This is a genomic window from Streptomyces sp. NBC_01498 (genome assembly GCF_036327775.1).
Taxonomy (GTDB): Bacteria; Actinomycetota; Actinomycetes; order Streptomycetales; family Streptomycetaceae; genus Streptomyces.
The window spans coordinates 759,517-782,496 of the sequence record NZ_CP109598.1 but is presented as its reverse complement, the minus strand read 5'-3'; the positions used below and the strand labels follow the sequence as shown (position 1 = coordinate 782,496).

Annotated in this window: 16 protein-coding genes, 1 tRNA gene and 1 pseudogene; 14 read left to right on the top strand and 4 right to left on the bottom strand. The window is 71.0% G+C overall.

The genetic code is table 11. The annotated features are described in order from the left end of the window. Positions 1-172: 172 nt before the first annotated feature. The 5 genes and pseudogenes from OG875_RS02945 to OG875_RS02925 all read left to right on the top strand — a co-directional run. Positions 173-1,477 carry an MBL fold metallo-hydrolase gene (locus OG875_RS02945; protein WP_443079237.1) on the top strand — a complete coding sequence of 435 codons (1,305 nt, stop codon included), beginning with the start codon at positions 173-175 and terminating at the stop codon, positions 1,475-1,477. A 1,068-nt stretch (positions 1,478-2,545) separates the two neighbouring features. Then, positions 2,546-4,558 carry an ATP-binding protein gene (locus OG875_RS02940; protein WP_330172633.1) on the top strand — a complete coding sequence of 671 codons (2,013 nt, stop codon included), beginning with the start codon at positions 2,546-2,548 and terminating at the stop codon, positions 4,556-4,558. 6 nt (positions 4,559-4,564) lie between these two features. After that, complete coding sequence (locus tag OG875_RS02935) at positions 4,565-5,002, top strand: roadblock/LC7 domain-containing protein (protein ID WP_330172632.1); 438 nt, start codon at positions 4,565-4,567, stop codon at positions 5,000-5,002. A 5-nt stretch (positions 5,003-5,007) separates the two neighbouring features. Further along, positions 5,008-5,379 (top strand): DUF742 domain-containing protein, encoded by a 372-nt coding sequence (locus OG875_RS02930; RefSeq protein WP_330172631.1) that lies wholly within the window; start codon positions 5,008-5,010, stop codon positions 5,377-5,379. Continuing rightward, a pseudogene (locus OG875_RS02925) lies at positions 5,357-5,965 on the top strand (GTP-binding protein); the annotation flags it as partial. The gene OG875_RS02930 and the pseudogene OG875_RS02925, both read left to right, overlap by 23 nt. A gap of 230 nt (positions 5,966-6,195) precedes the next feature. Here OG875_RS02925 and OG875_RS02920 read toward each other — a convergent pair. After that, the gene (locus OG875_RS02920) at positions 6,196-7,227 is read right to left on the bottom strand and encodes a LacI family DNA-binding transcriptional regulator (protein WP_330177579.1); all 1,032 of its coding nucleotides are present in this window, start codon (positions 7,225-7,227) and stop codon (positions 6,196-6,198) included. Between the two features lie 257 nt (positions 7,228-7,484). Between OG875_RS02920 and OG875_RS02915 the strand changes: the two genes are divergently transcribed. From OG875_RS02915 to OG875_RS02905, 3 genes are all read left to right on the top strand, one after another. Continuing rightward, on the top strand, positions 7,485-8,348 hold the full coding sequence (locus tag OG875_RS02915) for an ABC transporter permease (RefSeq protein WP_330172630.1): 864 nt from the start codon (positions 7,485-7,487) through the stop codon (positions 8,346-8,348). A gap of 251 nt (positions 8,349-8,599) precedes the next feature. After that, positions 8,600-9,616, top strand: coding sequence for an ABC transporter substrate-binding protein (locus OG875_RS02910; RefSeq protein WP_330172629.1), 1,017 nt, complete (start codon positions 8,600-8,602; stop codon positions 9,614-9,616). A 98-nt stretch (positions 9,617-9,714) separates the two neighbouring features. Continuing rightward, positions 9,715-10,545 carry an ABC transporter ATP-binding protein gene (locus OG875_RS02905; RefSeq protein ID WP_330172628.1) on the top strand — a complete coding sequence of 277 codons (831 nt, stop codon included), beginning with the start codon at positions 9,715-9,717 and terminating at the stop codon, positions 10,543-10,545. Between the two features lie 398 nt (positions 10,546-10,943). On the opposite strand, the gene OG875_RS02900 is transcribed toward OG875_RS02905, so the two are convergent. Both OG875_RS02900 and OG875_RS02895 read right to left on the bottom strand, forming a co-directional pair. Continuing rightward, positions 10,944-11,849 (bottom strand): sugar phosphate isomerase/epimerase family protein, encoded by a 906-nt coding sequence (locus OG875_RS02900; RefSeq protein ID WP_443079051.1) that lies wholly within the window; start codon positions 11,847-11,849, stop codon positions 10,944-10,946. A gap of 97 nt (positions 11,850-11,946) precedes the next feature. Continuing rightward, on the bottom strand, positions 11,947-15,462 hold the full coding sequence (locus OG875_RS02895) for a ThuA domain-containing protein (protein WP_443079050.1): 3,516 nt from the start codon (positions 15,460-15,462) through the stop codon (positions 11,947-11,949). Positions 15,463-15,882: 420 nt separating this feature from the next. Here OG875_RS02895 and OG875_RS02890 point away from each other — a divergent pair. The 3 genes from OG875_RS02890 (at position 15,883) to OG875_RS02880 (ending at position 18,879) form a co-directional block, all read left to right on the top strand. Continuing rightward, positions 15,883-15,956: transfer RNA gene (locus OG875_RS02890), tRNA-Pro, on the top strand. 779 nt (positions 15,957-16,735) lie between these two features. Continuing rightward, the gene (locus OG875_RS02885; protein ID WP_330172626.1) at positions 16,736-17,863 is read left to right on the top strand and encodes a hypothetical protein; all 1,128 of its coding nucleotides are present in this window, start codon (positions 16,736-16,738) and stop codon (positions 17,861-17,863) included. Between the two features lie 476 nt (positions 17,864-18,339). Beyond that, positions 18,340-18,879, top strand: coding sequence for a hypothetical protein (locus OG875_RS02880; protein ID WP_330172625.1), 540 nt, complete (start codon positions 18,340-18,342; stop codon positions 18,877-18,879). A gap of 51 nt (positions 18,880-18,930) precedes the next feature. Here the strand turns inward: OG875_RS02880 and OG875_RS02875 are convergent, their stop codons facing one another. Continuing rightward, positions 18,931-19,311, bottom strand: a complete 381-nt coding sequence (locus tag OG875_RS02875; RefSeq protein WP_330172624.1) for a hypothetical protein — start codon at positions 19,309-19,311, stop codon at positions 18,931-18,933. Positions 19,312-19,529: 218 nt separating this feature from the next. On the opposite strand from OG875_RS02875, the gene OG875_RS02870 reads away from it, so the two are divergent. The 3 genes from OG875_RS02870 to OG875_RS02860 all read left to right on the top strand — a co-directional run bounded on the left by OG875_RS02870 (position 19,530) and on the right by OG875_RS02860 (position 22,916). Beyond that, the gene (locus tag OG875_RS02870; RefSeq protein WP_330172623.1) at positions 19,530-20,273 is read left to right on the top strand and encodes a response regulator transcription factor; all 744 of its coding nucleotides are present in this window, start codon (positions 19,530-19,532) and stop codon (positions 20,271-20,273) included. Beyond that, a complete protein-coding gene (locus OG875_RS02865) occupies positions 20,260-22,413 on the top strand; it encodes a sensor histidine kinase (protein WP_330172622.1) in 2,154 nt (717 codons plus the stop codon). Before OG875_RS02870 ends, OG875_RS02865 begins: the two co-directional genes overlap by 14 nt. A 122-nt stretch (positions 22,414-22,535) precedes the next feature. After that, positions 22,536-22,916 carry a hypothetical protein gene (locus OG875_RS02860; RefSeq protein WP_330172621.1) on the top strand — a complete coding sequence of 127 codons (381 nt, stop codon included), beginning with the start codon at positions 22,536-22,538 and terminating at the stop codon, positions 22,914-22,916. Positions 22,917-22,980 lie beyond the last annotated feature (64 nt).

The window sequence follows — 22,980 nt, the reverse complement described above, 5'->3', positions numbered from 1 at the left end:
CCGTGAGGGAATCCCGGAGATCGTCCGTGCGTTCCCAGCGGGTGTCACGTACGGCATATCACCGTGGCACTGTGGTATCAGAAAACTCCCATAACGGGATGAAATCGAACCTTCAGGAGATGCAGTGGACGGCGCCGGCTCCTCACCCTCACTCCGCTCCCGGCTGCGCTCGATGCGGACCGAAGCCTTCGGGGCCGACTCGGCCGGCGAGCGCCTCCGGCGCATCCACCGCTCCCCGAACTTCGCCGACGGCGTCTTCCGCAATCCCGAGGGCACCACCAGAACGAGACCCTCCGGCTCCATGCGGGAACTGTCGAAGGTCTATCTCAACAAGGAGGCGCGCGCCCGGCGCCGACCCGCCACCCCGATCCCCGTCCACCGGGACACCCTCGCGGACCTCGCCGTACCACCCGCCTCCGGTCTGCGGCTCACCTGGATGGGACACTCCAGCGTCCTCGCCGAGATCGACGGCCGGCGGGTCCTCTTCGACCCGGTCTGGGGCGAGCGCTGTTCCCCCTTCTCCTTCGCCGGACCGAAGCGCCTGCACCCCGTGCCCGTCTCACTCGCCGCGCTCGGACCCGTCGACGTCGTCGTCATCTCGCACGACCACTACGACCACCTCGACCTGCCGACGATCAAGGGCCTGGCCTCCACCGACACCGTCTTCGCCGTGCCTCTGGGCGTCGGGGCCCACCTGGAGCACTGGGGGGTGCCCGCCTCCAGGCTGCGCGAGCTGGACTGGAACGAGACGGCGGAGATCGGCGGCATCTCGTTCACCGCGACCCCCGCGCGCCACTTCTGCGGCCGAGGACTGCGCAACCAGCAGCACACCCTCTGGGCCTCCTGGGCCGTCGCGGGACCCGAGCACCGGATCTACCACAGCGGTGACACCGGCTACTTCTCCGGATTCCGCGACATCGGCGCGGCGCACGGCCCCTTCGACGCCACGATGATCCAGATCGGCGCCTACAGCGAATACTGGCCGGACATCCACATGACCCCGGCGGAGGGTCTGCGCGCGCACCTCGACCTCCAGCAGGGCAACCCCTCCGGCGTGATGCTGCCGATCCACTGGGGCACGTTCAACCTGGCCCCGCACCCGTGGGCCGAGCCCGGCGAAGGCACGGTCGCGGCGGCGGCCGAGTCGGGCGTACGGATCGCCCTGCCACGTCCCGGCGAGTCCTACGAGCCGACGGTGAGCGAGACCATCCCAGGTGCGCCGTGGTGGCGCTCCGTCGCGCTCCCGCCGACGGGCGGCCGGCCGGAGCCGGCACCGTCCGGGGACAAGGCGGCCCTTACGGCGCCGACCACGGCCGCGACCACCACGTCCGCGAACGCGGGCGCCACGACGACCACCACGACAACGACGACATCCTCGGTGTCCGAGCCCGGTACGCGACCGGACACCGCGAAGCGCACCGACGACCCCGGCACGGGGTCCACCGGCACGGCGCCTTCCGCGCAGAGCGCCCCCTAGAGCCTGTCTGACAAATCCCGCCTGGCGCGCGACGCCCGGCACGCACGCTCTCCCCCGAAGCCCCCGAAGCCCCCGAGGGGGCACGGGAGGTGCCCCCTGTGTGGTCGGAGTCGGCCACGTACGCCCGGACCATCCACGACGACGATCCTCCGCCTCGCGAGCGCACGCACCGGCGGGGACATCAGCCGCTCCGCGACGGGCGCACGCCCCGCCCTGCGGGCGGACGGCACTATCTGTCAGACGCGGCCTAGGGTCTGTCGTTCGGATCGTGCCGGGCCCGCGTGCCCCGGCACCACGCCTCGCCGCTGTTGACGGCGCGGGAGGGAGGCACGGCGGAGGCCACGTCTCGCTCCTCCGCCGTGCGATCCACGGCGCCAAAGTGACATCGGCCGCCGACGCGGCGGGCGCTCACCGATCCGGCCTGTTCCGAACGACAGGCCCTCGGCCCTGTCCGCCGGACAGGGCCCGGCCCCCTTCCCGCTCCGCGGGCCCGGAACACCTGGCGTGGCTCCTCTCCGCCGTAGCCCGAGCCCACGGAGTCGCGCCGGACGGGATCTGACCGGCGGGCGGTCGTGCGCGGTTCGGACCCGGCACGGCGCGGGTCCGTATGCGCGCTCCACGATCCCGCCCGGCCTGTAGCCGGCACCGGCGCTCTCCATGGGTGGCCGGTCAACTCGCCATGCCCGCGTGCCCGTACGTCCCGGCGCCGCGCCCCACGCCCCGCACGCCGCACGCGATTCCTGACACGCTCGCCCACTCCCGCTCACCCACGAGGAGTGAGCGCGTGGGCAACTGCCCCGCCCCTCAGTTCGATTGCACTGTTTCGCTCTGTTGTGCGACGACTCATACCGAAGCGGGACGCTCTGTGGGCAACTTCGTCAACTGTCCGCCGCGACTGACTATTCGCCAACTACCGTGTGTGCTCAGTGATGAACGCTGGGCTTCCTTCCGCATGTCCGCCCGCCCTCCCCACCGACGACCACGCACCAGACCGCCGCAGAACACCGCCACACCACACCGCCGCGAAACCCGAATGCCCGCGGCGGGCCCCACGTACCGAGGACACTCATGTCGCACCTTCGCGCCCCCGCCGCGCGACCCGCCCGCCGAGAAGGCGGACGGCACGGCCGGCCAAGCGCCCGTACGTCCACGGCCAGGACGTCGCCCGCCAAGGGCCCCGACGCCGTACCCGACCCCGCACCCGACCCCGCCACGCCGGTGACCCCCGGGACCCGGATACGCGCCCAACTCCTGCGCGCCGCCGTGGTGCCGACCGTCATAGCCACGCTCGGCGGCCTGCTCGCCGTGCTCGTCGTCGCCCGCTCCGGCGGGGCGAGGCCGACGGGCGGTGTCTGGGCCGCCCTTGCCGGCGCCGTGCTGATCGGGGCTGCCGCGGTGACGTACGCCGTCGTCGCCGCCGACCGCGCGGCCAGGTCCGTGACCGACCGCAGCCACGCGCTGCGCAGGTCGAACGCCCGCGCCCGGTCCGACCTGCGCGGCGTCGTGGAACAACTCCGCCGGGGCGAGGGCCCGCCACCCCGCCGTACACCCCCGTCGACGCCCCCCACGGGCGACGAACTCGACCTGCTCGCAATGGAGTTGACCCGGTCCCAGGAAGGCGCGGTCGCCGCTGTCGTCCAGGCGTCCCGGCTGTCCAGCAGCGTGGGCAACGAGCAGAAGGTCGAGGTCTTCGTCAACATGGCCCGACGGCTCCAGTCACTCGTCCACCGGGAGATCCAGCTTCTGGACGAACTGGAGAACAAGGTCGAGGACCCGGATCTGCTGAAAGGTCTCTTCCACGTCGACCACCTCGCCACCCGTATCCGCAGGCACGCCGAGAACCTCGCCGTACTCGGCGGGGCCATCTCGCGCCGTCAGTGGAGCCTGCCGGTCACCCTGACCGAGGTGCTGCGTTCCGCCGTCGCCGAGGTGGAGCAGTATCCACGCGTCAAACTCGTGCCGCCGATCAGCGGGACCCTGCGCGGCCACGCCGTCGCCGACGTCGTCCATCTGCTCGCCGAACTGGTCGAGAACGCCACCCTGTTCTCCGCCCCGCACACCCAGGTCCTGCTCCGCGCCCAGCCGGTCACCTCCGGACTGGCCATCGAGGTCGAGGACCGCGGGCTCGGCATGCCCGCCGACGAGCAGAGCCGGATGAACGCGCTGCTCGACGACCCCGACCAGGTCAATGTCGCCCATCTCCTCCAGGACGGACGGATCGGCCTGTACGTGGTGTCGGCACTCGCCCGCCGACACGGCATCGCCGTACGGCTGCACGCCAACATCTACGGCGGCATCCAGGCCGTACTCGTACTGCCGCGCGCCTTGTTGGGCGGCCGGGGCGACGGCGACAGCGACGACACCTACGCACCGGAGCAGGCGGAACCGGCCGCACGGGCGGAGCCGACCGGACGGGCAGGGCAAGCCGGTCAGGCGGGCCGGGCCGGACGGACCGTTCACGCCGCACCCCCGTCGGGGCCGCTGCCCCCCGCAGCCCCCGTCGTGCCCGCGCCGGTGCCCCCGCCCCCGACCGACCCCCCCTCCGCGCCTGCGCAGCCGCACGAGACCGGGCCTGCCCCGGTCGCGGACACGTCGCGGTCATACTCCGGGCGGACGTCCCCGGGTCCACGCTCGCACCGGCGACGGACCTCGGAACGCCGGCCGCTGCCCGTACGCGGCGAGCACACCACCCCCACCATCCAGGGCGGCTCCCGCGCGAGCTCGATCTCCCGGCCCCGGCCGCCCGCGCCGGAGGAGCGGCCCCAACTGCCCAAGCGCCGCAGCCAGGAGCACCTCGCCCCGCAACTCCGGGACGCCCCCGCCCCGCCCGGCGACAACCAGGCACTCCACGATCCCGGTCTGATGGCCGCCTTCCAGCGGGGCATCGGCCTCGCCGAGGCCCAGACGCCCCGGGACCCCCGGCACGCAGTCGACGCGTCCCCCGCACCTGTCCCCGTCCCCGTGACGGACCTGACAGACCTGACGGACCGGCCGGACCTGACCGACGTGCCGTCCGTGCCGGTCCCGACGGACCTGCCGGACACGGAACGCCGAAACCGAGACAACCCCCCCAAGGAGTAGATCACCATGGCGAGCGATGCGCCGACCGGCCACGTCTCCGACCTCGACTGGCTGCTCAGCGGCCTGGTCCAACGGGTGCCGTACACCCGCAGCGCGGTACTCCTCTCCTCCGACGGACTGGTCAGATCCGTCCACGGCCTCGATGCCGACAGCGCCGACCACATGGCCGCTCTCGCCTCCGGCCTCTACTCGCTCGGCCGCAGCGCCGGGGCGCGCTTCGGCGACAGCAGCGAGGTCCGCCAGGTGGTGGTGGAGCTGGACTCCACCCTCCTCTTCGTCTCGACGGCGGGGTCCGGCACCTGTCTCGCCGTACTGGCCGGACGCGAGGCGGACGCCGCCGTCCTCGGCTACGAGATGGCGATACTGGTCAAGAGCGTCCGGCCCTATCTCGTCACGCCGGTCAGACGAGCGGCCGTCACCCCGTCGAGCGTTCCGGGGCGGTGAGCGGCGTGCGGCTTCTGCGGGACGGGCCCTGGCTGGACGACGCGGCGGGCCGGCTGATCCGCCCGTACACCGTCAGCGGCGGGCGGACCCGTCCGACGACCGAGCTGGATCTGATGTCGCTGGTCATGGCCACGGGCGCGGCCAGCCGGATGTACTTCGGCCCCGAGCACAGCCAGGCGCTCGGCCTCTGCCAGGGGCCGATGTCGGTGGCGGAGATCGCCGGACGTCTGCGGCTGCCCGCCGTGGTCACGAAGATCCTGCTCTCCGATCTGATGGACAGCGGCGCGGTCACCGTCCGGCCGCCGCACCTTTTCGACAATCCCGGCGACTGTTCCCTCCTGAAGGCAGTACTCGATGGTCTACGACGACAACTCTGACTCCGGGCCCGTCGCCTTCCCCACCGCCCTGAAGGTGCTGATCGCCGGTGGATTCGGGGTGGGGAAGACAACCTTTGTGGGATCGGTCAGCGAGATCGTCCCGCTGAGCACCGAGGAGTTGCTGACCCAGGTCGGTACGGCGACGGACGATGTGACGGGTGTCGAGCAGAAGACGTCGACCACGGTCGCCATGGACTTCGGCCGTATGACGCTGGACGCGCGGCATGTGCTCTATCTGTTCGGCACCCCCGGGCAGGAGCGTTTCTGGTTCATGTGGGACGAACTCTGCCGGGGCGCGCTCGGCGCGGTCGTCCTCGCCGACACCCGGCGGCTGGAGCACTGCTTCTCGGCCGTGGACTTCTTCGAGAAGCGCGGGATCGGATTCGTCGTGGCCGTCAACGAGTTCGACGGCGGGTTCCGTTACGACCCGGAGGAGGTCCGGGCCGCGATCGACCTCCGGCCGGAGGTGCCCGTCGTGATGTGCGACGCGCGGATCGCCAGTTCGGGCATCCGTACGCTGGTGACGCTGGTCCAGCATCTGCTCACCGCCGTCCCGGAGGGGCAGCCACCGGAGCCGGTCGGCGCGCCCGGCGAACCACCGGAACCCGTCGGCATGCCCGGCGAGCAGCCGGAACCCGCCGTCGCCAGCGGAGCCGGCCCGGACGAGGGGGCGCGGTGATGAGCGGACACGGAGCTGAGCAGACGCGGCGGGCCTGAGCGAGCGTGGTGACGGGCGAGCGCGGTGGTGACGAGGGGACGACCCGCGCGGTGCGACACGCGCGAAAAGAAAGGCGGTTCGCCCCGTCGGCACACCCCTCAGCCGTCGGTCCCACCGACCGGCGGTGGCCCCGTGCTGGCACGCAGCACCACCTCGCCGCCCACCCGCAGTACGCGTGAGCGCTGCCCGTGCGGCTCACGCAGCGCCAGCGAGATGGCGTGCCGGCCCATGGTGGTCAGCGGCAGGGCGACGGTGGTGAGCGGGGGAGTCAACTCCCGTACGAGCGGGATGTCGTCGAAGCCCGCGAGCGAGATGTCGGCGGGCACGCCCACACCCGCCTCCCGGAACGCGGCGAGCGCGCCCACCGCCATCACATCGGTCACCGCGAAGACACAGGTGGGGCGGACCGGCCGGGTGAGGAGTTCGCGGGCGGCGGCATAACCGCCGTCCCGGGTGAAAGCGCCTTCTACGACCGCGTCACGGCCGAGCGCGATCCCCGCCTCGGCGAGCCCTTCCCGGAAGCCCGCCAACCGGTCGGCGACGGTGGTCAGTTCGGGCGGCCCGCTGAGAACCGCGAACCGCCGGTGGCCGAGCGCCAGCAGCGCGCGGGCGAGCGCCGCCGCGCCCGCCCGGTTCTCGGGCAGGACGGCGTCGGCGCGCAGACTGCGGTGGCGGCTGACGACGGCGACCCGCCCGCCCGCGCGGATGTACGGGTCCAGCTCGGCGCCCAACGCCCGTTCCCAGGTGCGGTCCTGGAAGCCCGAGCCGATCAGCAGAATCGCGCGGGCGCGCTGGGCCCGCAGCATGGAGACGTACGCGATCTCCCGCGCCGGTTCGCGGAACGTACTCGCCAGCATGACCATCACGTCCTGCTCGGCCGCCGCCCGCATCACCCCGTCGGCGATCGCCGCGAAGTACGGGTCGCCCACGTCGTGGCAGATCATCCCGACGGTCTTGCTCGACGAACTGGCCAGTGCCTGGGCGTGCGCGTTGGGGATGTAGCCGAGCAGATCCGCCGCCGCCCGCACCCGGTCGCGCAGTTCGTCCCGCACCCGCGTCGTCCCGTTCAGCGCTCTGGAGGCGGTCGCCAGGGAGACCCCCGCGTGGCGGGCCACGACGTCGAGCGTCACATGCGTCCGTGCTTCCCGTTCACTCAAGTCGGCCCCCGAGTCGCGGTGGCGGCAGGGCCCCCGGCGGGGCCCGGAAACTTCCGGACGACCTATTGACCGTTCGGACGAGCAGTCATTAGCGTGGCGATCACCTTACCAGAAAGCGCTTTCTGAAAGCGCTTCTCCGGTGGGGCCGCAAGGCGGCCGGTACAGCCACCGGTCACGGCGGAGGATCGGACAGGGCCTCGTAACCGCTCCTGATTCCCGAGGAGTTCACTGTGAGCCAGAGCGTCGTACCGGGACCGGCCAAGGAGATCGCGGGAGTCGCCGCGCGCACCGGGCCGGGAGCCGGGGAACGGTTCGGCAAGGCCGTCGAGACCAGTTGGCGGCCCGTCGCGCTGCTCCTCGGCTGCTTCGTCGTGTGGTGGGCGATCGCCGCCGCCGAACTGGTCGAGCCGTATCTCGTCCCGTCGCCCGGAGCGACCCTCGACGTGCTGACGGGCAAGACGAGTTACCTCTGGGAACACACCTGGGTGACCACGTACGAGACTCTGCTCGGCTTCGCCATCGCGGTCGTCGTCGGCATCCTCGCGGCGGTCGTGATGGTCTACTCGTCGACCGTGGAGAAGACCCTCTACCCGATCCTGCTCTTCGCCCAGGTCGTACCGAAGATCGCCATCGCGCCGCTGTTCGTCGTCTGGCTCGGTTTCGGCATCACGCCGAAGGTCCTGATCGCGGTGCTCATCGCCTTCTTCCCGGTGGTGATCTCCATGGTCACCGGCCTCAAGGCGGTCGACCCGGAGATGCTCCAGCTCTCCGCGACGATGGGCGCCAAGCCCTGGCAGACATTCGCCAAGATCCGCTTCCCCGCCTCGTTGCCGCATCTGTTCTCGGGCCTCAAGGTCGCGGTCACGCTCGCCGTGACGGGCGCGGTCGTGGGCGAGTTCGTCGGCGCCAACGAGGGGCTGGGATACGTGATCCTCCAGGCCAACGGCAATCTCGACACCCCGATGCTCTTCGCGGGACTGCTTGTCATGTCACTGATCGGTGTGGTGCTGTTCGTGCTGGTCGAGATCGCCGAGAAACTGCTTCTGCCCTGGCACGCGAGCCGCCGGGACACCAACGTCACGACCTCGTTCTGACAGATCGGCGGAGTCCGCCGCGTACGCCCGCGTCCGGCCGGTACGACCCCGCCACGCCCCCGGTCCGGACGGCACCACCCCGCCGCACCCCGGCGGCACCACCGCGCACGGCCCCCACCGCACGACCCCCACGGCACCCCGCCCGACCCGACGCCCACCGCACCATCGCGTCCGACGCCCGCGCCACGACTCCTCCGCTCCCACGGCACGACCCCGTTCCGATGAGACCTCTCCTCCGAGAAGGGCCAGCCATGCACCCCCGCAGACTCCTGATCGGCCTCGTACCGCTCCTCCTGGTCGCCACCGCCTGCGGCGAGGACGGCGGCGGGACCACCACCAGCGACTCCGGCGAGAAGCTCGACAAGGTGACGCTGACGCTCAACTGGTACCCGTACGGCGAACACGCGCCGTTCTACTACGGCGTCGAGGAGAAGATCTTCGAGAAGCACGGCATCGACCTGGAGATCCGGGCCGGCCAGGGATCGCAGAAGACCGTCCAGGCCACCGCGGCCGGGCAGACCGACTTCGGCTGGGCGGACACCCCCGCCGTGATCAGCGGCGTCGACCAGGGCGTCAACGTCAAGAGCCTCGGTGTGATGCTTCAGACGACACCGTCGTCCGTGCAGTTCTTCGCCGACCAGGACATCAGCACACCCGCCGACATCAAGGGCCGGACGATCGCGGGTACGGCGGGTGACGCGCTCAGCAAGACGTTCCCGATCTTCCTCCAGAAGAACAACCTCTCGCTGTCGGACGTCAAGATCCAGAACACCGACCCGGCGGGCAAGATCGCGGCGGTCATCTCCGGCAAGACGGACGCGCTGCTCGGCTACGCCAGCGACCAGGGCCCGACCATGGCGGACAAGGCCAAGAAGGACGTGGCGTATCTGCGCTTCTCGGAGCACGGGCTCAACTTCTACTCCAACGGCCTGATCGCCGGCCAGAAGATCCTCGGCTCCGACCCCGAACTCACCAAGCGGATGGCCGCGGCCGTCAGCGAGGCGTGGGCGGCGGCCGAGAAGGCGCCGGAGCCGGCGGTGGCCGCGATGGAGGGCGCGTCCGAGCAACTGCCGCCGAAGGCCGTACTGACCGAGCAGTTCGCGACGACGATGACGCTGCTGCACACCGAGGCCACGAAGGGCCGGGCACCCGGGCTCAACACCGAGGCCGACTGGCAGGAGACCATCGACGTCTTCGCCGAGGCCGGTCTGGTGAAGAACCCGAAGGCGCCGTCGGACTACTGGGACAGCTCCGCGCTGAAGGGATGACGATGCCCAGGGACGCGACTCTCCGGGACCAGACGGAGCGGGGAGAGCAAGGAGGGGAGGGAGAGCGGGGAGTGCGCGGAGAGCAGGGAGAACGGCGCGTGAGCGGGACCAGCCTCGGCAAGGACGGCGGCACGGCGGGCGGCGCCCGCGCCGGAAGCGGGGCGGCGGTCTCCCTGCGCGACGTGGCCGTCCGGTTCCGTACGAAGGACCGCGACGTCACCGCCCTGCGCGAGGTGTCGCTCGATGTGCCGATGGGCGAATTCGTGGCGATCGTCGGCCCCTCGGGGTGCGGCAAGTCGACCCTGCTGAAACTGGTCGCCGGACTGCTGAAGGCGTCCAGCGGTGACGTACGGCTGCACGGCGAGCGCGTCGACGGGCCGCGCCCGGACATCGGTTACGTCTTCCAGCGGGCCGCCCTGCTGGAGTGGCGCAGCGCCCGGCGCAACATCCTGCTCCAGGCCGAGATGCGCCGGATGCCCGGCGCGCTCGCGGGCCGACGCGCAGACGAACTCATCCGGATGACCGGACTCGGGGGCTTCGAGGACGCCTACCCGCACGAGTTGTCCGGCGGGATGCAGCAACGGGTGGCGCTCTGCCGGGCGTTGCTGCACCAGCCGCCCGTGCTGCTCATGGACGAACCGTTCGGCGCGCTGGACGCGCTGACGCGTGAGCAGATGAACATGGAGCTGAACCGCATCTGGCGGGAGACCGGCACGACCGTCCTGCTGGTCACGCACTCCATCTCGGAGGCGGTCTATCTGGCGAACCGGGTGGTGGTGATGAGCCCCCGGCCCGGCACGATCACGGAGATCATCGACGTCGGGCTGCCGCCGGAGCGGGACTACGTCGAGACGCTGGCCCGGTCCGAGTTCCGCGAGGCGACGACGCACATCCGGGAACTGCTGGGAGCGGCGTCCTCGGAGGACTGAGCGCGGGGGCACGGGCGGGGGAGGAGCGAGAGCCGCGCGGGATCGGTGGGCGCCGGACGGGCCGAGGGCCGTCCGGCGCCGCCGCGTGGGCGCTGTGGTCGGTCGGGCCGGTGAGCGAGCGACGTATCCGGGCGAGGCGCCGTACGGCCTCCGACCTCGACGCGTGTGCCCGTGTTCTGGCGGAGATCCGCGGGAGCGCCGACCGTTCGGTCAACTGGTCCCGGAATCCTGCGGGTTGGCTGGAGCCCGACCGAGGCGGAGGCTGCCTGGGCGGGGGAGCCGGCCCACCGGGTCACGGGGAACGTCTGCCTGTCGTTCGCCCGCCCGCCCCGGCAACGCCGCACCCCCGGCGGGCCTCAGGGCCCGCCGGGGGTGCGGCGCGTGTCCGCGTACGTGTCTCAGAACCGCAGCCGCGACAGATGGCGGTGGCTGTTGCGGGCCGTGGCCATCGGGTCCTTCGGCGCGTCGTGCTCGACCAGCCACTGCCGTACGCCGCCCCGGTGTGCCGTCTCGAACATCTCCGCGAAGTCCAGGACGCCTGATCCGACGTCCGCGAAGTCACCGTTCGCGGCCATGTCCTTGACGTGCAGCGCCGGGAAGCGCGGGCCCTCGTCCACGAACAGACTGCGCGGGTCCGCCCCGCCCTTCGCGGCCCAGTAGAGGTCCAGCTCGAAGCCGACGTACTCCGGGTCGGTCTCGTTGAGCAGGATGTCGTACAGCACCTCGCCCTCCACCGTCCGGTGGTCCGCGTCGTGGTTGTGGAAGAGCACCGGGCCGAGACCCGACTCCCGCGCCACGCGCCCCGCCCGGTTCATGGCCGCCGCCGCCTCCCGGTAACCGGCCGGGGTGTGCATCTCGGTCGGCAGGCTCGGTACGACGACCCACTCGCCGCCCAGTGTGTGCACGTCCGCCACTGCCTGCTGGAGACCGGTGCCCGCCACCGTGCCGTAACCGACGTGCTCCAGCACGGCCTTGAGCCCGACGTCGTCCAACACCTGCCGGATCTGGGTGGCGTTGCGGCCGAACCGTCCGCTGACGCCGACCGTCGCGTAACCGATGTCCGCCAACTGCCCCAGTGTTCCCTCGAAGTCCGTCTCCAGGACGGAGCGCATCGTGTAGAGGTGCATGCCGATGCCCGAGCGCGGAATCCGCCGCCGGCAGCGAGGATCGTGGTGCCGGCCGGACTCCGCCGCACGGGCGGTGCCCGCCGTCGAGGCAAGCCCCACCCCGGTGAGGCCCGCCACCGCCGTGCCCAGGAACGCTCTTCGTGTGCCGTTCGCCCTCACGTGACCTCTTCTCTCCATGCTTCTCGATGTCCCGCTGTTTCTCGCTGTCCTTCAACTCGTCGGCATCCGGGCCGTGTTGCCGACAGGGCCCGCCCGCGTCACATGCGGTGCCGGGTCACTTCGCGGTGATCGGGAACTCGCCGGTCGTCCTGTCACCCTTGTCGTCCGTCACCGTGAGGTGCGCCGTGTACGCGCCGGGCCGCGCGTACGTGTGGGTGGCGCTCGCGCCCTGCTGACCGGTGGGCCGGGTGTTGTCTCCGAAGTTCCAGCTGTACGAGGCCACGGTGCGGCCCCCGGCGAGCTTCACCGTCCCGGTCAGCTCCGTCACCAGCGGCGCCGCGCCCTCCGCCCTGGGGGCGGTGACGGTGACCGTGGTGCCGGGCTTCTTCTCGACGCCCCGGCCGTTGAAGCGCAGCCAGTCCACGGAGAGCACGTCCTGGCCGTCCGGCTTCCAGTCCGGGTTCAGGAACACCGCGTACATCTTCACCGTGCCGCCGACCGGACGGAGTGGGGTGGTCGGGGAGACGAAGTTCGTCCAGGAGCCGGTGTTCGGGACGGTGACCGAACCCATCAGCGGGCCGGTGGGCGAGCCGTTGCGGAACTCGATCGTGCCGCCCGTACCGCCCGAGGACGCGCCGACGGTGACCGACCGGACCCCGGTGAGATTCACCGGGTCGTACGCGACCCAGTCGCCGTGCTCCACCTCGATGACGCGCTTGCCGCCGGACGCCTCGGGCCGCTCGCCCACCGTGACACCGCCGCCCTCGCCGCCGCCCTCGCCGCCGGTCTCGCTGAAGAACTCCCCTTCGCGGTAGGAGGACTTGAGGTTCGACGTGGCGGTCCCGGTCAGCGCCGGAACCCCGTCGTCGCTGTCACCGCCGTTGTCCCGGTAACTCGCGCTCAGGCGGTAGAACACGTCCTGGTTCGCGTGCTCGTCGCTCGCCGGGACGGTGAACTCGCCCGTGCAGCCCTGCGCGGTCTGCACCGGGTGCAGCACGGACGCGTGCCCGAGCCGCGCCTCGACGGAGACCCGTGCGCAGTCGATCTGCTCACCCTTGCCGTCCTCGCGATCCGTGACCTTCACCGTGAACGGAATCGTGTCGCCGAGGCTGAACATGCCCCCGTCCGGGGCCTGTTGAATGGTCAGCACCGGCCGCGTGTTGCCGACGGTGATCTCCCGTACGGCCCCCGCGGAGAGCCGGTCCGGTCCGGTGACCGTCAGCCGGGCCGTGAAGACGCCCTTGTCGGTGTAGATGTGCGACGGGTCGGCCTTCGTGGAGTCGACAGTGCCGTCACCGTCGAAGTCCCAGGCGTACGTGACCGGTTGACCCCCGGGCAGACCGGAACCGGCACTGGAGAACTTCACACTCCGGGGCCCGGGACCCGTGTCGGACGTGGCCGTGATCCGGGCGGTCGGCACCTGGCCGTCGCCCACGTAGTCGACGCGGTAGATGCCGGTCCCCGGATTGGGCACACCCGTACGGCCCGCGCCCGAGCCGACCCCGAAGTCGATCACGTACAGCGAACCGTCGGGTCCGAACTCGGCCTCGAACAACTGGTTCCACCGCATGTCGGGGAAGATCCGGTTGACCGACTGGATGTCCCCGGCCTTGGCGGGCGGGAAGCGCGGGTCGGTGAACGACTGGTCGTGCCGCTGGACCGAGAACGTCTTGAACCAGTTCTGGCCCAGCTCGAAGTTGAACCACTTCCCGTCGAAGTACTCGGGGAACCTCGTCGGCGCCGTGTTCGCGGGGTCGAAGTCGTAGACGGGACCGCTCATCGGCGCGCCACCGCCGCCGACTTCGGGGAACTGGGGCGAGCCCGAGTACAGGTACGGGACGGTCGCGGGCGTGGCCGGCGGCAGCTCCCGCAGACCGGTGTTGTTCGGCGACTCGTTGACGGGCGCAGCGCAGTCGAACTTCGGCCCCGAGACACGGGTCGCGAAGTCGAAGTCGTTGAACGGGGTGTTGGCCCCGATGCAGTACGGCCAGCCGAGATTCGCCGCCTTCGGGACCCGGTTGAACTCGACGGTGCCCTCGGGTCCGCGATTCGGGTCCGCGGAACGGGAGTCGGGGCCGTAGTCGCCGATCAGCAGCGCCCCGTCCTTCGGGTCGGTGGTGATGCGGAAGGCGTTGCGCAGCCCCATCGCGTAGATCTCGGCGCGGGTCTTCGCGGTGCCGGGCGCGAACAGGTTCCCCTCGGGGACGGAGTACGTCCCGTCGTCCTCGGGGGTGATCCGCAGGACCTTGCCCCGCAGGTCGTTGGTGTTGCCCGCGCTGCGCTGCGCGTCGAACACCTGCCTGCCAGGACGTTCGTCGATCGGCGTGAAGTTGTCCGAGCCGAAGGGGTCGGTGTTGTCGCCGGTCGCGATGTACAGATCACCGTCCCGGTCGAAGGCGAGCGACCCGGCCATGTGCACGTTGGCGCGCTGCTCGTCACGGTCGGTCGGGATCTCCAGGAGAAGCTTCTCGGAGGCCGGATCGACGGTGTCGCCCGTCAACGTGTAGCGGGACAGGTTGAGTTGCTTCTTCTCCTTGTCGGAGTGCAGCAGATAGAGCCACTTGTTCGTCGCGAAGTCCGGATCGAGTGTCAGGCCGATCAGACCGTCCGACGCCTCGGTCATCTTCGGGCTGTAGTCGAAGTCCAGGGCGGTGGTGGTCTCCAGCGTCGACTGGTCGAGGACCCGGAGCTCCCCGGTGCGCTGGATGTAGATCACCCGTCGGTCGGGGGTCACGGCCAGCTCGTACGGGTCGGAGAGGTCGGTCGCCAGCTGCGTACGCTCGAACGACCCGGTCTTGGTCGCCGAACAGTCACCGGGTTTGGTGCCCGCCGCCCACTGGATGCCGCCGAGAAGGTGCTTGAGGAAGTTCTCCTCCTCGAACGCGGCCGGGTCGTGGCCGCCGGCGGTGAACCAGGAGCGCCCGCCGTCGTAGTTCTGGCACCACGACCACGGGTGGTCGAGGCCCTCGTCCAGGCCGGTGATGCCGTCGTTCACCTTGATCTGGGCGAGCGTGTGCACCTTGCCGGTGGGGTTGGTGCGCCAGTTGTACCACTCCTCCGTACGCTCCCAGAGCTCCGGAAGGCCCTTGGTGGAGGGGTGTGCCTGGTCGAGGACCTTGACACGGCCGGTCTGCACGGCGGGGTGCTTGTCGAAGATGGCGCCGGTCAGCCCCTCGTACCAGTCCCAGTCCCGCTCACTCGCCGACGCGGCGTGCAGCCCCACCCAGCCGCCGCCCGCGCGGACGTACTTCTGGAGCGCGGCCCGCTGTGACGCGTTCAGCAGATCGCCCGACTCCGGTGTGGAGTTGGTGTTGTTGAAGACGATCGCCTGGAAGCGCCCGAGGTTGGAGTCGGTGAAGACGGCGGCGTCGTCGGACGCCTCGACCTCGAAACCGTTCTCCGCGCCGAGCTTCTTGATCCCCTCGATACCGGCCGGGATCGACTCGTGCTCGAAGTTGGTGACCTTGGAGAAGACCAGGACCCGGACCGGCGCGGCGTCGGCGGGAGGCGGCGAGGCGACCCCGAGCCCGAGCACGAGAGCGAGCAGTGCCAGGACGACGGTGAAGGGCGTCGACGCCCTTCGCGGCCGGCCGGCGCGCGGAGTGGATTGTTCTGGTGGACGGCTACTCACGGGCGCTCCCGGTGCAGGTGGCGGCTACGAATGGGCAGAAAGCGCTTTCTAAGTACGCCGCACAGCGTAGGTTCCCGGCTTCCGGGGGGTCAATGGGTCGGAAGCGGCGTCCGTGGTAAGGGAGTTGGGGACGGGGACTGTCCTGGTCCGTCCGACGAGTGATCACCGACGTGGCGCGGGGCGGCCGGATCGCGCGGCTGATGCCCGCCGGTCCGTCCGTCGGAGCCGGCGGGCGGACCGCCGCCGCGTCCCCGAGGCGATGCGACCTGAGATCCGGCGCCTGTCTGCGGGGCCACGGAAGCGGCGGGCGCGGGTCGGCGACGTGCCGGGGCCGGAAAATACGGTTCGTGACCACCGGTCGGAGTGCGGTATTGTTCTTATGCGCGTTCGGCCAGGGGAAACCCCAGGTCAGGCGGGCATCGGGACGTGGCGCAGCTTGGTAGCGCACTTGACTGGGGGTCAAGGGGTCGCAGGTTCAAATCCTGTCGTCCCGACTCGTGAGAGTCGGATTCAAGGGCCGGTTTCGGAGAAATCCGAAACCGGCCCTTGATCGTTTCTGCGGGCCGCATTCAGGCGGTGAGCGGTTGTGTCTTCGGCCCGCCCGTAATACTTCCGCCCGCCCGTGACACGGGCGGGGCCGATGACACCACGGTGGACGAGACCGGATCTGCCCGTACGACGACCGCGTCGTACGTCGGGACGCGTCGGGTACGAAGGCGCGACCCGCTGCGTCCAGGCGTACGGCATCCGGGACTCCCGGCTCCGACCGGACCCGAGTCACGGCGGACGGGCCCGGGGAATTCTCCGGGCCCGTCCCGTGGGCCGGTGTGCTCGCGAGCCCGCGTACGCCGGGGCTCGGCCGCCGACCGTGCGGGCGCGCCGCCCGCGACGGGTTCCGGACAATCCCCGCTTCGGTGTCCATGGAGAGCGGCGGGGTGGAAGCGGCGGGAAACGACGACTGATGACAGGGCAGCGGTCGTAACGACTGACCCACGCCGCGCGCCGAGGGAACGGAGTGAGTCCCGGTGCCACAGCGGCACCTGCGACGAGCATCGGAACGGCTGGCCGAGAACGTTGTGCCGGGCCGTGCTTCTGGGACAGTGAGCATCGGATTTCGAACGCCCGCGGCACTCCGCCGGAGCACGTGCTCCGGCGTTCCTCCGCGCCGGTTGAGGGCTGAGCCGAGGCTCGTTCTCGCCACGCGGCACGTGTCGGGCGTGCGTATCCACGCACCGGACCGCGCAGGCAGCACTCATCCACAGGAGGCACGCCCATGCACGTCCGTACCTCAGTTCTGTCCCCCAGACCCGTCGGCCCCTTCAGGCCCTTGCGGGCCGCACTGCTCGTCCTGGGAATGCTGGCCGCTCTGCTGGCCGCGGCACTTCCCACGGCCGGCTCCGCCCAGGCCGCCGTGCCCGACCGCTGGGGATTCGCCTATCTGGACAACCCGACCCCGCCTTCCGGCTACGTACCCGATACCACTCGGCAGTGGGGCAGTTGGGCCTCTCCGTCCACCAACCCCGTCAAGGTGGATCAGATCGGCGTCGGTTCGTACGTCGTGCACTTCCCGCTGATCGGAGGATCCGGCGGGATCGCCCATGCCACCGCGGTGAGCAGTGTCGGTCATTGGTGCCAGATCGCCGACTGGAGGACGGCAGGATCCGGTCAGGACGTCTACGTGACCTGTTATCGCCCCGGCGGCGCACGTGACAACTCCACCTTCACCGTTCTCTACACGAGCAGCAGCGGCCTGTCCGCCACGCCCGCCGGCTCGTACGGCTACCTCAACTCGGACGGCGCCGGCACGGTTCTCGCCCAGTACAACTCCACCGGCGCCGTCAACGCGGTGAGTCATGGCTCGACCGGCATCTGGAGGGCATGGCTTCCCGGGCTGGGGCTGGCCAGTCAGGCCGGCGATCTTCAGGTCACCGCGGTCGACGCGCGGCAGGGTGCGCGATGCAAGGTGTCCGACTGGGCGCCGGGCTCGCCGGGGCAGACCGTGGTGGTCGCCTGCTACAACGGGGCCAACGCCCTGTACGACACCGAGTGGACCCTGAGCTACTCCTACCTGCGAGCGGTCCACGGACCGGCCTCTCCGCCGAGGTCCTTCGGCTACCTCTGGTACAACGGATCGGTGCCCGCCCTCACCAACTACAACTCGGGCGGAGGCACCAACACCCTCGGCGGCTCGGGAGCGCCCTTCACGGTCACCATGCCATCGGTGGGCGTCCCTCCGGACACCGCCCAGGTCACCGCGTACGGCAGTGGCCCGGACTACTGCGGCCTCCACACACCCTGGACCAGGGCCAGCGGCGCCGTCCGGCTCAACGTGGCCTGCTTCAGTCCCGGGGGAGCACCGGTGAGGATCCCCTTCTTCGCCGCGTACACCTCGGCGTTCTGACCTGAGGCAGCGGCCTGAAGCGGGGACAGTCCCGCCGAGCACCTCGCGGTAGAGGCGCGCTTCGCGGTGTTGTGGCGGCGCCGGGGAAGTGGTGGGCGGCGAGGGACCGACGCCACTGTGCCGGCTCCGGCCGCCCGGCCGTACCGACTCACGTCGCGTCCGCACGAAATGTTCCGGGCCCCAAAGGGCCCAGGTCACCGACCTGGGCCCGCACTCGCGAAGCGGGAGACGAGAACCGAACGAGAACCGGACCCGCGCCGCGCGCGGGGCACCCGGACACGGGAGTCCGATCCCTGGCCTCCCAGACCCGGCCACGGGCCGCCCGTCCGGCGGTCGTTGTCATCCGTGGCGGCGATGGGCGGGACGGTGGGTCGTCTCGCTGCCCGAGGGTCGCGCGCCGCATAGTCCCGGCGTATCCGGAACGTGATCGGTGCGTGACCGGCGGCTTCTAGGATGGCCGACCACGGGGGGTGCGCATGCGCAGACGCTGGACCGGCACACTGGCGACGGCAGCGACCGCCGTACTGGCCGCATTCACGCTGGCCTCCTGCTCCCCACCGCACCGGAACCTCATCGGCGTCCGCCCAGCGGCGGACGGTGGCGCCGTCGCCATGCTGCGGCCCTGCGGGGAAGACCGTGCGGCTTCCGCCCGCGTACTGGGTTCGGTCACCACCGACACCCCCGAGGACCCGGTGGAAGACCTCACGTCCTGGCACGTGAGCGCACCCCGGTCCGCCGAAGGCCCGGAGAACATCGCGCTGTTCCACACACCGGACGGCTGGACAAGCGACCGGCCGCCGCAGGGCGACCAGCGGCTCAAGGCGACCCACAGCTACTCGGCCGGCTTCGTCGTGCTCTCCGACGGCGGCGGCGTCGACTACCAGGGAGTTGTCCACTTCACCGCTGCCGACCTGGCGCGCCTGGAACCAGGTCAGGTCTGGGCCGGCGGCCGGACCATGACGGTCGAGGAATTCGAGAAGCACACCGGCCAGGAGTGCGACGACGGCTGGTTCTGAGCCGGCCGGACCCGGGCGCCAGGGACCCGCCGCGACTGCCCTTCGACCGCACTACGTCAGGACGAGAGGCACCGTGATGGTGAGGTGTTCGTCGGTGGTCGGCACGGCGGCGGAAAGCGGGTTCATACGAGCCGCGAGGTGGCCGATCACCCGGCTGGTCACCGGCTCGTCCCACTCCGCCGTGCCTTCCGGTGGCAGGCACATCTCCTCCTGGGCGGGTGGGTTGTCACCGAAACAGCGCGCGGTGTCCATGTTGACGACCCAGCAGGCCAGCGCGATCTCGACCTGCCCGGGTGCCGCCCACCGCGCCCGTACGTGGGCGCACATGGTGAAGCCGTCCCCGCCGTAGGTGACCGTCGTGGAGAACGAACCGCCACGCGGGTATCGCCGTAACAGCGTGAGTACTGCCGGCTCCACGACTGCCCGCGCCATCGGTTCCGTATACACCGTCTGCCCCCCTGTCGAGCCCGGCTTCCAGCATCCCGGACGGAACGGGTGACGGACAGAAGGAGTGCCCCTCATACCCGTCACGCAGCTCGCTTGGGCCACTCCGGATGCGAAGACGGCGGGCGGGACACCCGATGCGGGGGCGGTCGGCCCGGTGGCTCGCCCGCGTCCCGCCACGGCACCGGGGTCGTTACGATCGCGATGTGTGCGCAGACATCGTGATTGCCGAAGACGACGTGAAACAGGCCGAGTTGGTGCGCCGCTACCTGGAGCACGAAGGGCACGCCGTCACCGTTGTCGCCGACGGCCGAGCGGCTCTGGAGGAGGTACGGCGCGGGGAACCGGATCTGCTCGTTCTCGACGTGATGATGCCCCGGGCCGACGGCCTCGACGTGGTGCGGATCCTGCGCGCCGAGTCCCGGGAGGTGCTGGTGCTGATGCTCACCGCACGCAGCACCGAGGACGATCTGCTGCTCGGGCTGGATCTGGGCGCGGACGACTACATGACGAAGCCGTTCAGTCCCCGGGAGCTGACGGCCCGGGTGCGCACGCTGCTGCGCCGCAACAGACGTCCCGGTGCCCCGGTCCCGGGCTCCGCGCCCGCCGCCGTCGAGGACGAGGCGCTGTCCGTGGGCACGCTGAGGGTCGATCCCGCGCGGCACGAGGTGTCGGTCGGGGGGACACAGATCGTGTGCACCCCCGGCGAGTTCCGCATACTCGCCGCGATGGTCAGGGAGCCCGACCGGGTCTTCACCCGGGAGCGGCTCCTGGAGGAACTGCACGGCTTCGACAAGTACATCAGCAACCGCACCGTCGACGTGCACATCATGCATCTGCGCAAGAAGATCGAGCCCGCCCCACGGCGCCCGGTCCGGCTGCTGACGGTGTTCGGTGTCGGCTACAAACTCACGGACCCCGCGAAGAAGGTGCGCCATGCGCCGTCCTGAACAGCGACAGCGACAGTGTCGGCGGGAGCGTCGCCGGGAGCGGGAAGACAAGCGGGAAGAGAAGCGGCCGAGGCCGCGCCTGCCGCTCCGCAGGAGTCTGCTCGGCAGGCTGCTGATCGTGTCGGTGTCGGTGGCCTCCTGCGCGGTCGCCGCCACGGCCTGGCTCGCGGTGCAGACCACCTCCGGAGCGATCCGTCAGGAGCAAGGACAGGATCTCAGCTCCGACGCCAAGATCTACGACACGCTCCTCGGGTACGCGGCCACCCACGCCGGTTGGGAGAACGCCGGGGACACGGTGACCGAACTGGCCCGGACGTCCGAACGCCGGATCGTGCTGACCACCGAGAGCCGGCGGCTCCTCTTCGACTCAGCCGCCGCCGACGGAACCTCCGGCACACCGTCCGTCGCGCCGCTGCCCGCTCAAGCCTCGGCGGTCGTCGACCCGTTGTCGGTCGACACCGGACTGAGGCCCGACACCACGACGTCCGGCGAGGACCGTGTCGATCCGCGAGCCGTGGGCCCCTTCCTGCTGCCGGCGAACGAACGAGCCAGGCTGCGGAAGGACGCCGACCAGAAGGCCGAGTGCCTGGGAAGAGTGGGTGTCGCCGCGGATGTGGTCGAGAGTCCGAGCGGCCGGCCCCGGGTCGAGTTCGTGCGCAACGACACCGAGCGGCTCCTGGAGACCAAGTGCTCAGCCTATGAGCCGGGCCCCACCCCGACCGAGAGGAAGGCCCTCCAGGAGCTCGACGAACTGGCCGACGCCTGCCTGAAACGCCAGGGACGTGCGGGCGTCGCACTGAATCTCGACCTGTCCTGGAACCAGGGGTACGACGACTCCGCGCGAGCCGTACCCGGCCTCGCTACGGGCAGGACCGCAGCCGGGAAGAAGGCCGCCGACGCCGCCCTGAAGCCGGCTCCGGTCGCCCGTGACAGTCGGTACGACCGGGCTGTCGCCTCGTGCGTCGGCAGCGCCCGCCGCGAGCAGCTCACGGACCATGTCGCGCCGCCCGCGCTGCTGTTCATCGACGGCACCGGCGCCGTCAGTGTGCCCGGCTTCGATCTCTCCCCGGCGAACACCGCACGCATCGTCGGGGTCACGGCGCTCGTCCTGGCTCTCACCGTGGGTGTCTCGGTGATCGCCGGAGCACGGCTCGTACGGCCCCTGCACGCGCTCACCGGCGCGGCGCAGCGGATGCGGGACGGACTGGACTCGGCACCGGTGCCGGTCGGCCCGGACAACGAGATCGGACGGCTGGCCGCGGCCTTCAACGACATGGCCGTACACCGCGCCCGCCTCGAGGAGCAGCGCAAGGTGATGGTCAGCGACGTCGCCCACGAACTGCGCACCCCGCTGAGCAACATCCGCGGCTGGCTGGAGGCGGCACAGGACGGGCTGGCCGATCCGGACCCGGCGTTCGTCTCCTCGCTCCTCGAAGAAGCGGTGCAGCTTCAGCACATCATCGACGATCTACAGGACCTGGGAGCGGCCGACGCGGGCGCGCTGCGCCTGCACCAGGAGCCGGTGTACGCCGACGATCTGCTCGGCCAGGTCGCCGCCGCGTACCAGGCTCCGGCCGAGACCGCCGGCGTCACACTCACGGTCGCCGCGCCGACGCCCGGCCGGCCGGGACCGTGCCTGTACGCCGATCCGGTCCGGTTGCGCCAGGCGGTGAGCAACCTTGTCTCCAACGCGGTACGGCACACACCGTCCGGCGGCCTGGTGAGCCTGCGTTCGTACGTGACCGGCTCCCGGGAGGGTGAGGGCCCCGGGCGCGAGGTGGCCCTGGAGGTGTCCGACACAGGCACCGGCATCCCGGCCGACGACATCCCGTACGTGTTCGACCGCTTCTGGCGGGCCGAGAAGTCCCGCAACCGGAGTACCGGCGGCAGCGGCCTCGGCCTGGCCATCGTGCTCAAACTCGCCGAGGCGCAGGGCGGAACGGCGAGTGTGGCGAGCACCGAGGGGCAGGGATCGGTCTTCACCCTGCGGCTGCCGGCGGCGCCCGGTGGTGGTCCGGACGGGGAGGACGATGGGTCGGACGGAGAGAACGGGGGAGACGGTGGGGACACGGCGGTGAGTGCCGACGGCGCGGCGCGGACAGGGACCGGCGAAGCACCGGTCGGCGGCGCCCGGCCCTGACATGGTCGACATCACGCTCTGACACTTTTCTCACAAGTGGTCGCCAGCCTGGAGCCCTGCCCGCGACCTGGTGCGACTCGGCATCAGGTGCGAACCATCCCGGGCTGGAACTGGAGTCGTACATGTCACGCCGTCACCCCCTGCGCCTCGTCGTCCTGCCGGCCGTCGTCGCCGGAATGATGCTCGCCCCGGCCACGGCGGCCCTCGCCTCCGACGGGAAGCCGTCGCCGTCGCCGTCGGCGGCCGAGGAGAAGCCCACCGCCCCTTCCACGGACGCCAAGAAGGCCGAGGACGCCAAGAAGGCCGAGGAACAGAAGAGGCTCGACGCCGTCAAGAGGGGCGACATCAAGGACGTCCCGCGGGGCGGTGTCGCCGCGGGCGAGGCCCCGGCCCAGGATTCCGCGACGACCGCCTTCGTCGGCTCGGCCGCCGGAGCGCTGCTCCTCGCGGGCGCCGGAACCATCGTGATACGTCGCCGCTCCGTCTCGCGACGCGGTATCTGACCCGGCGTCACAGGGGCGCCGCCCTTCACCGGGTGGCGCCCTCGCACACGTAGCACCGAGCCGG

Excerpts from the sequence above, each read along its gene's own strand:
- OG875_RS02945 (WP_443079237.1), top strand. The coding sequence starts at position 173 with ATGCGGACCGAAGCCTTCGGGGCCGACTCGGCCGGCGAGCGCCTCCGG.
- OG875_RS02940 (WP_330172633.1), top strand. The coding sequence starts at position 2,546 with ATGTCGCACCTTCGCGCCCCCGCCGCGCGACCCGCCCGCCGAGAAGGC.
- OG875_RS02935 (WP_330172632.1), top strand. The coding sequence starts at position 4,565 with ATGGCGAGCGATGCGCCGACCGGCCACGTCTCCGACCTCGACTGGCTG.
- OG875_RS02910 (WP_330172629.1), top strand. The coding sequence starts at position 8,600 with ATGCACCCCCGCAGACTCCTGATCGGCCTCGTACCGCTCCTCCTGGTC.
- OG875_RS02900 (WP_443079051.1), bottom strand. The coding sequence starts at position 11,849 with ATGGAGAGAAGAGGTCACGTGAGGGCGAACGGCACACGAAGAGCGTTC.
- OG875_RS02885 (WP_330172626.1), top strand. The coding sequence starts at position 16,736 with ATGCACGTCCGTACCTCAGTTCTGTCCCCCAGACCCGTCGGCCCCTTC.
- OG875_RS02880 (WP_330172625.1), top strand. The coding sequence starts at position 18,340 with ATGCGCAGACGCTGGACCGGCACACTGGCGACGGCAGCGACCGCCGTA.
- OG875_RS02875 (WP_330172624.1), bottom strand. The coding sequence starts at position 19,311 with ATGGCGCGGGCAGTCGTGGAGCCGGCAGTACTCACGCTGTTACGGCGA.
- OG875_RS02865 (WP_330172622.1), top strand. The coding sequence starts at position 20,260 with ATGCGCCGTCCTGAACAGCGACAGCGACAGTGTCGGCGGGAGCGTCGC.
- OG875_RS02860 (WP_330172621.1), top strand. The coding sequence starts at position 22,536 with ATGTCACGCCGTCACCCCCTGCGCCTCGTCGTCCTGCCGGCCGTCGTC.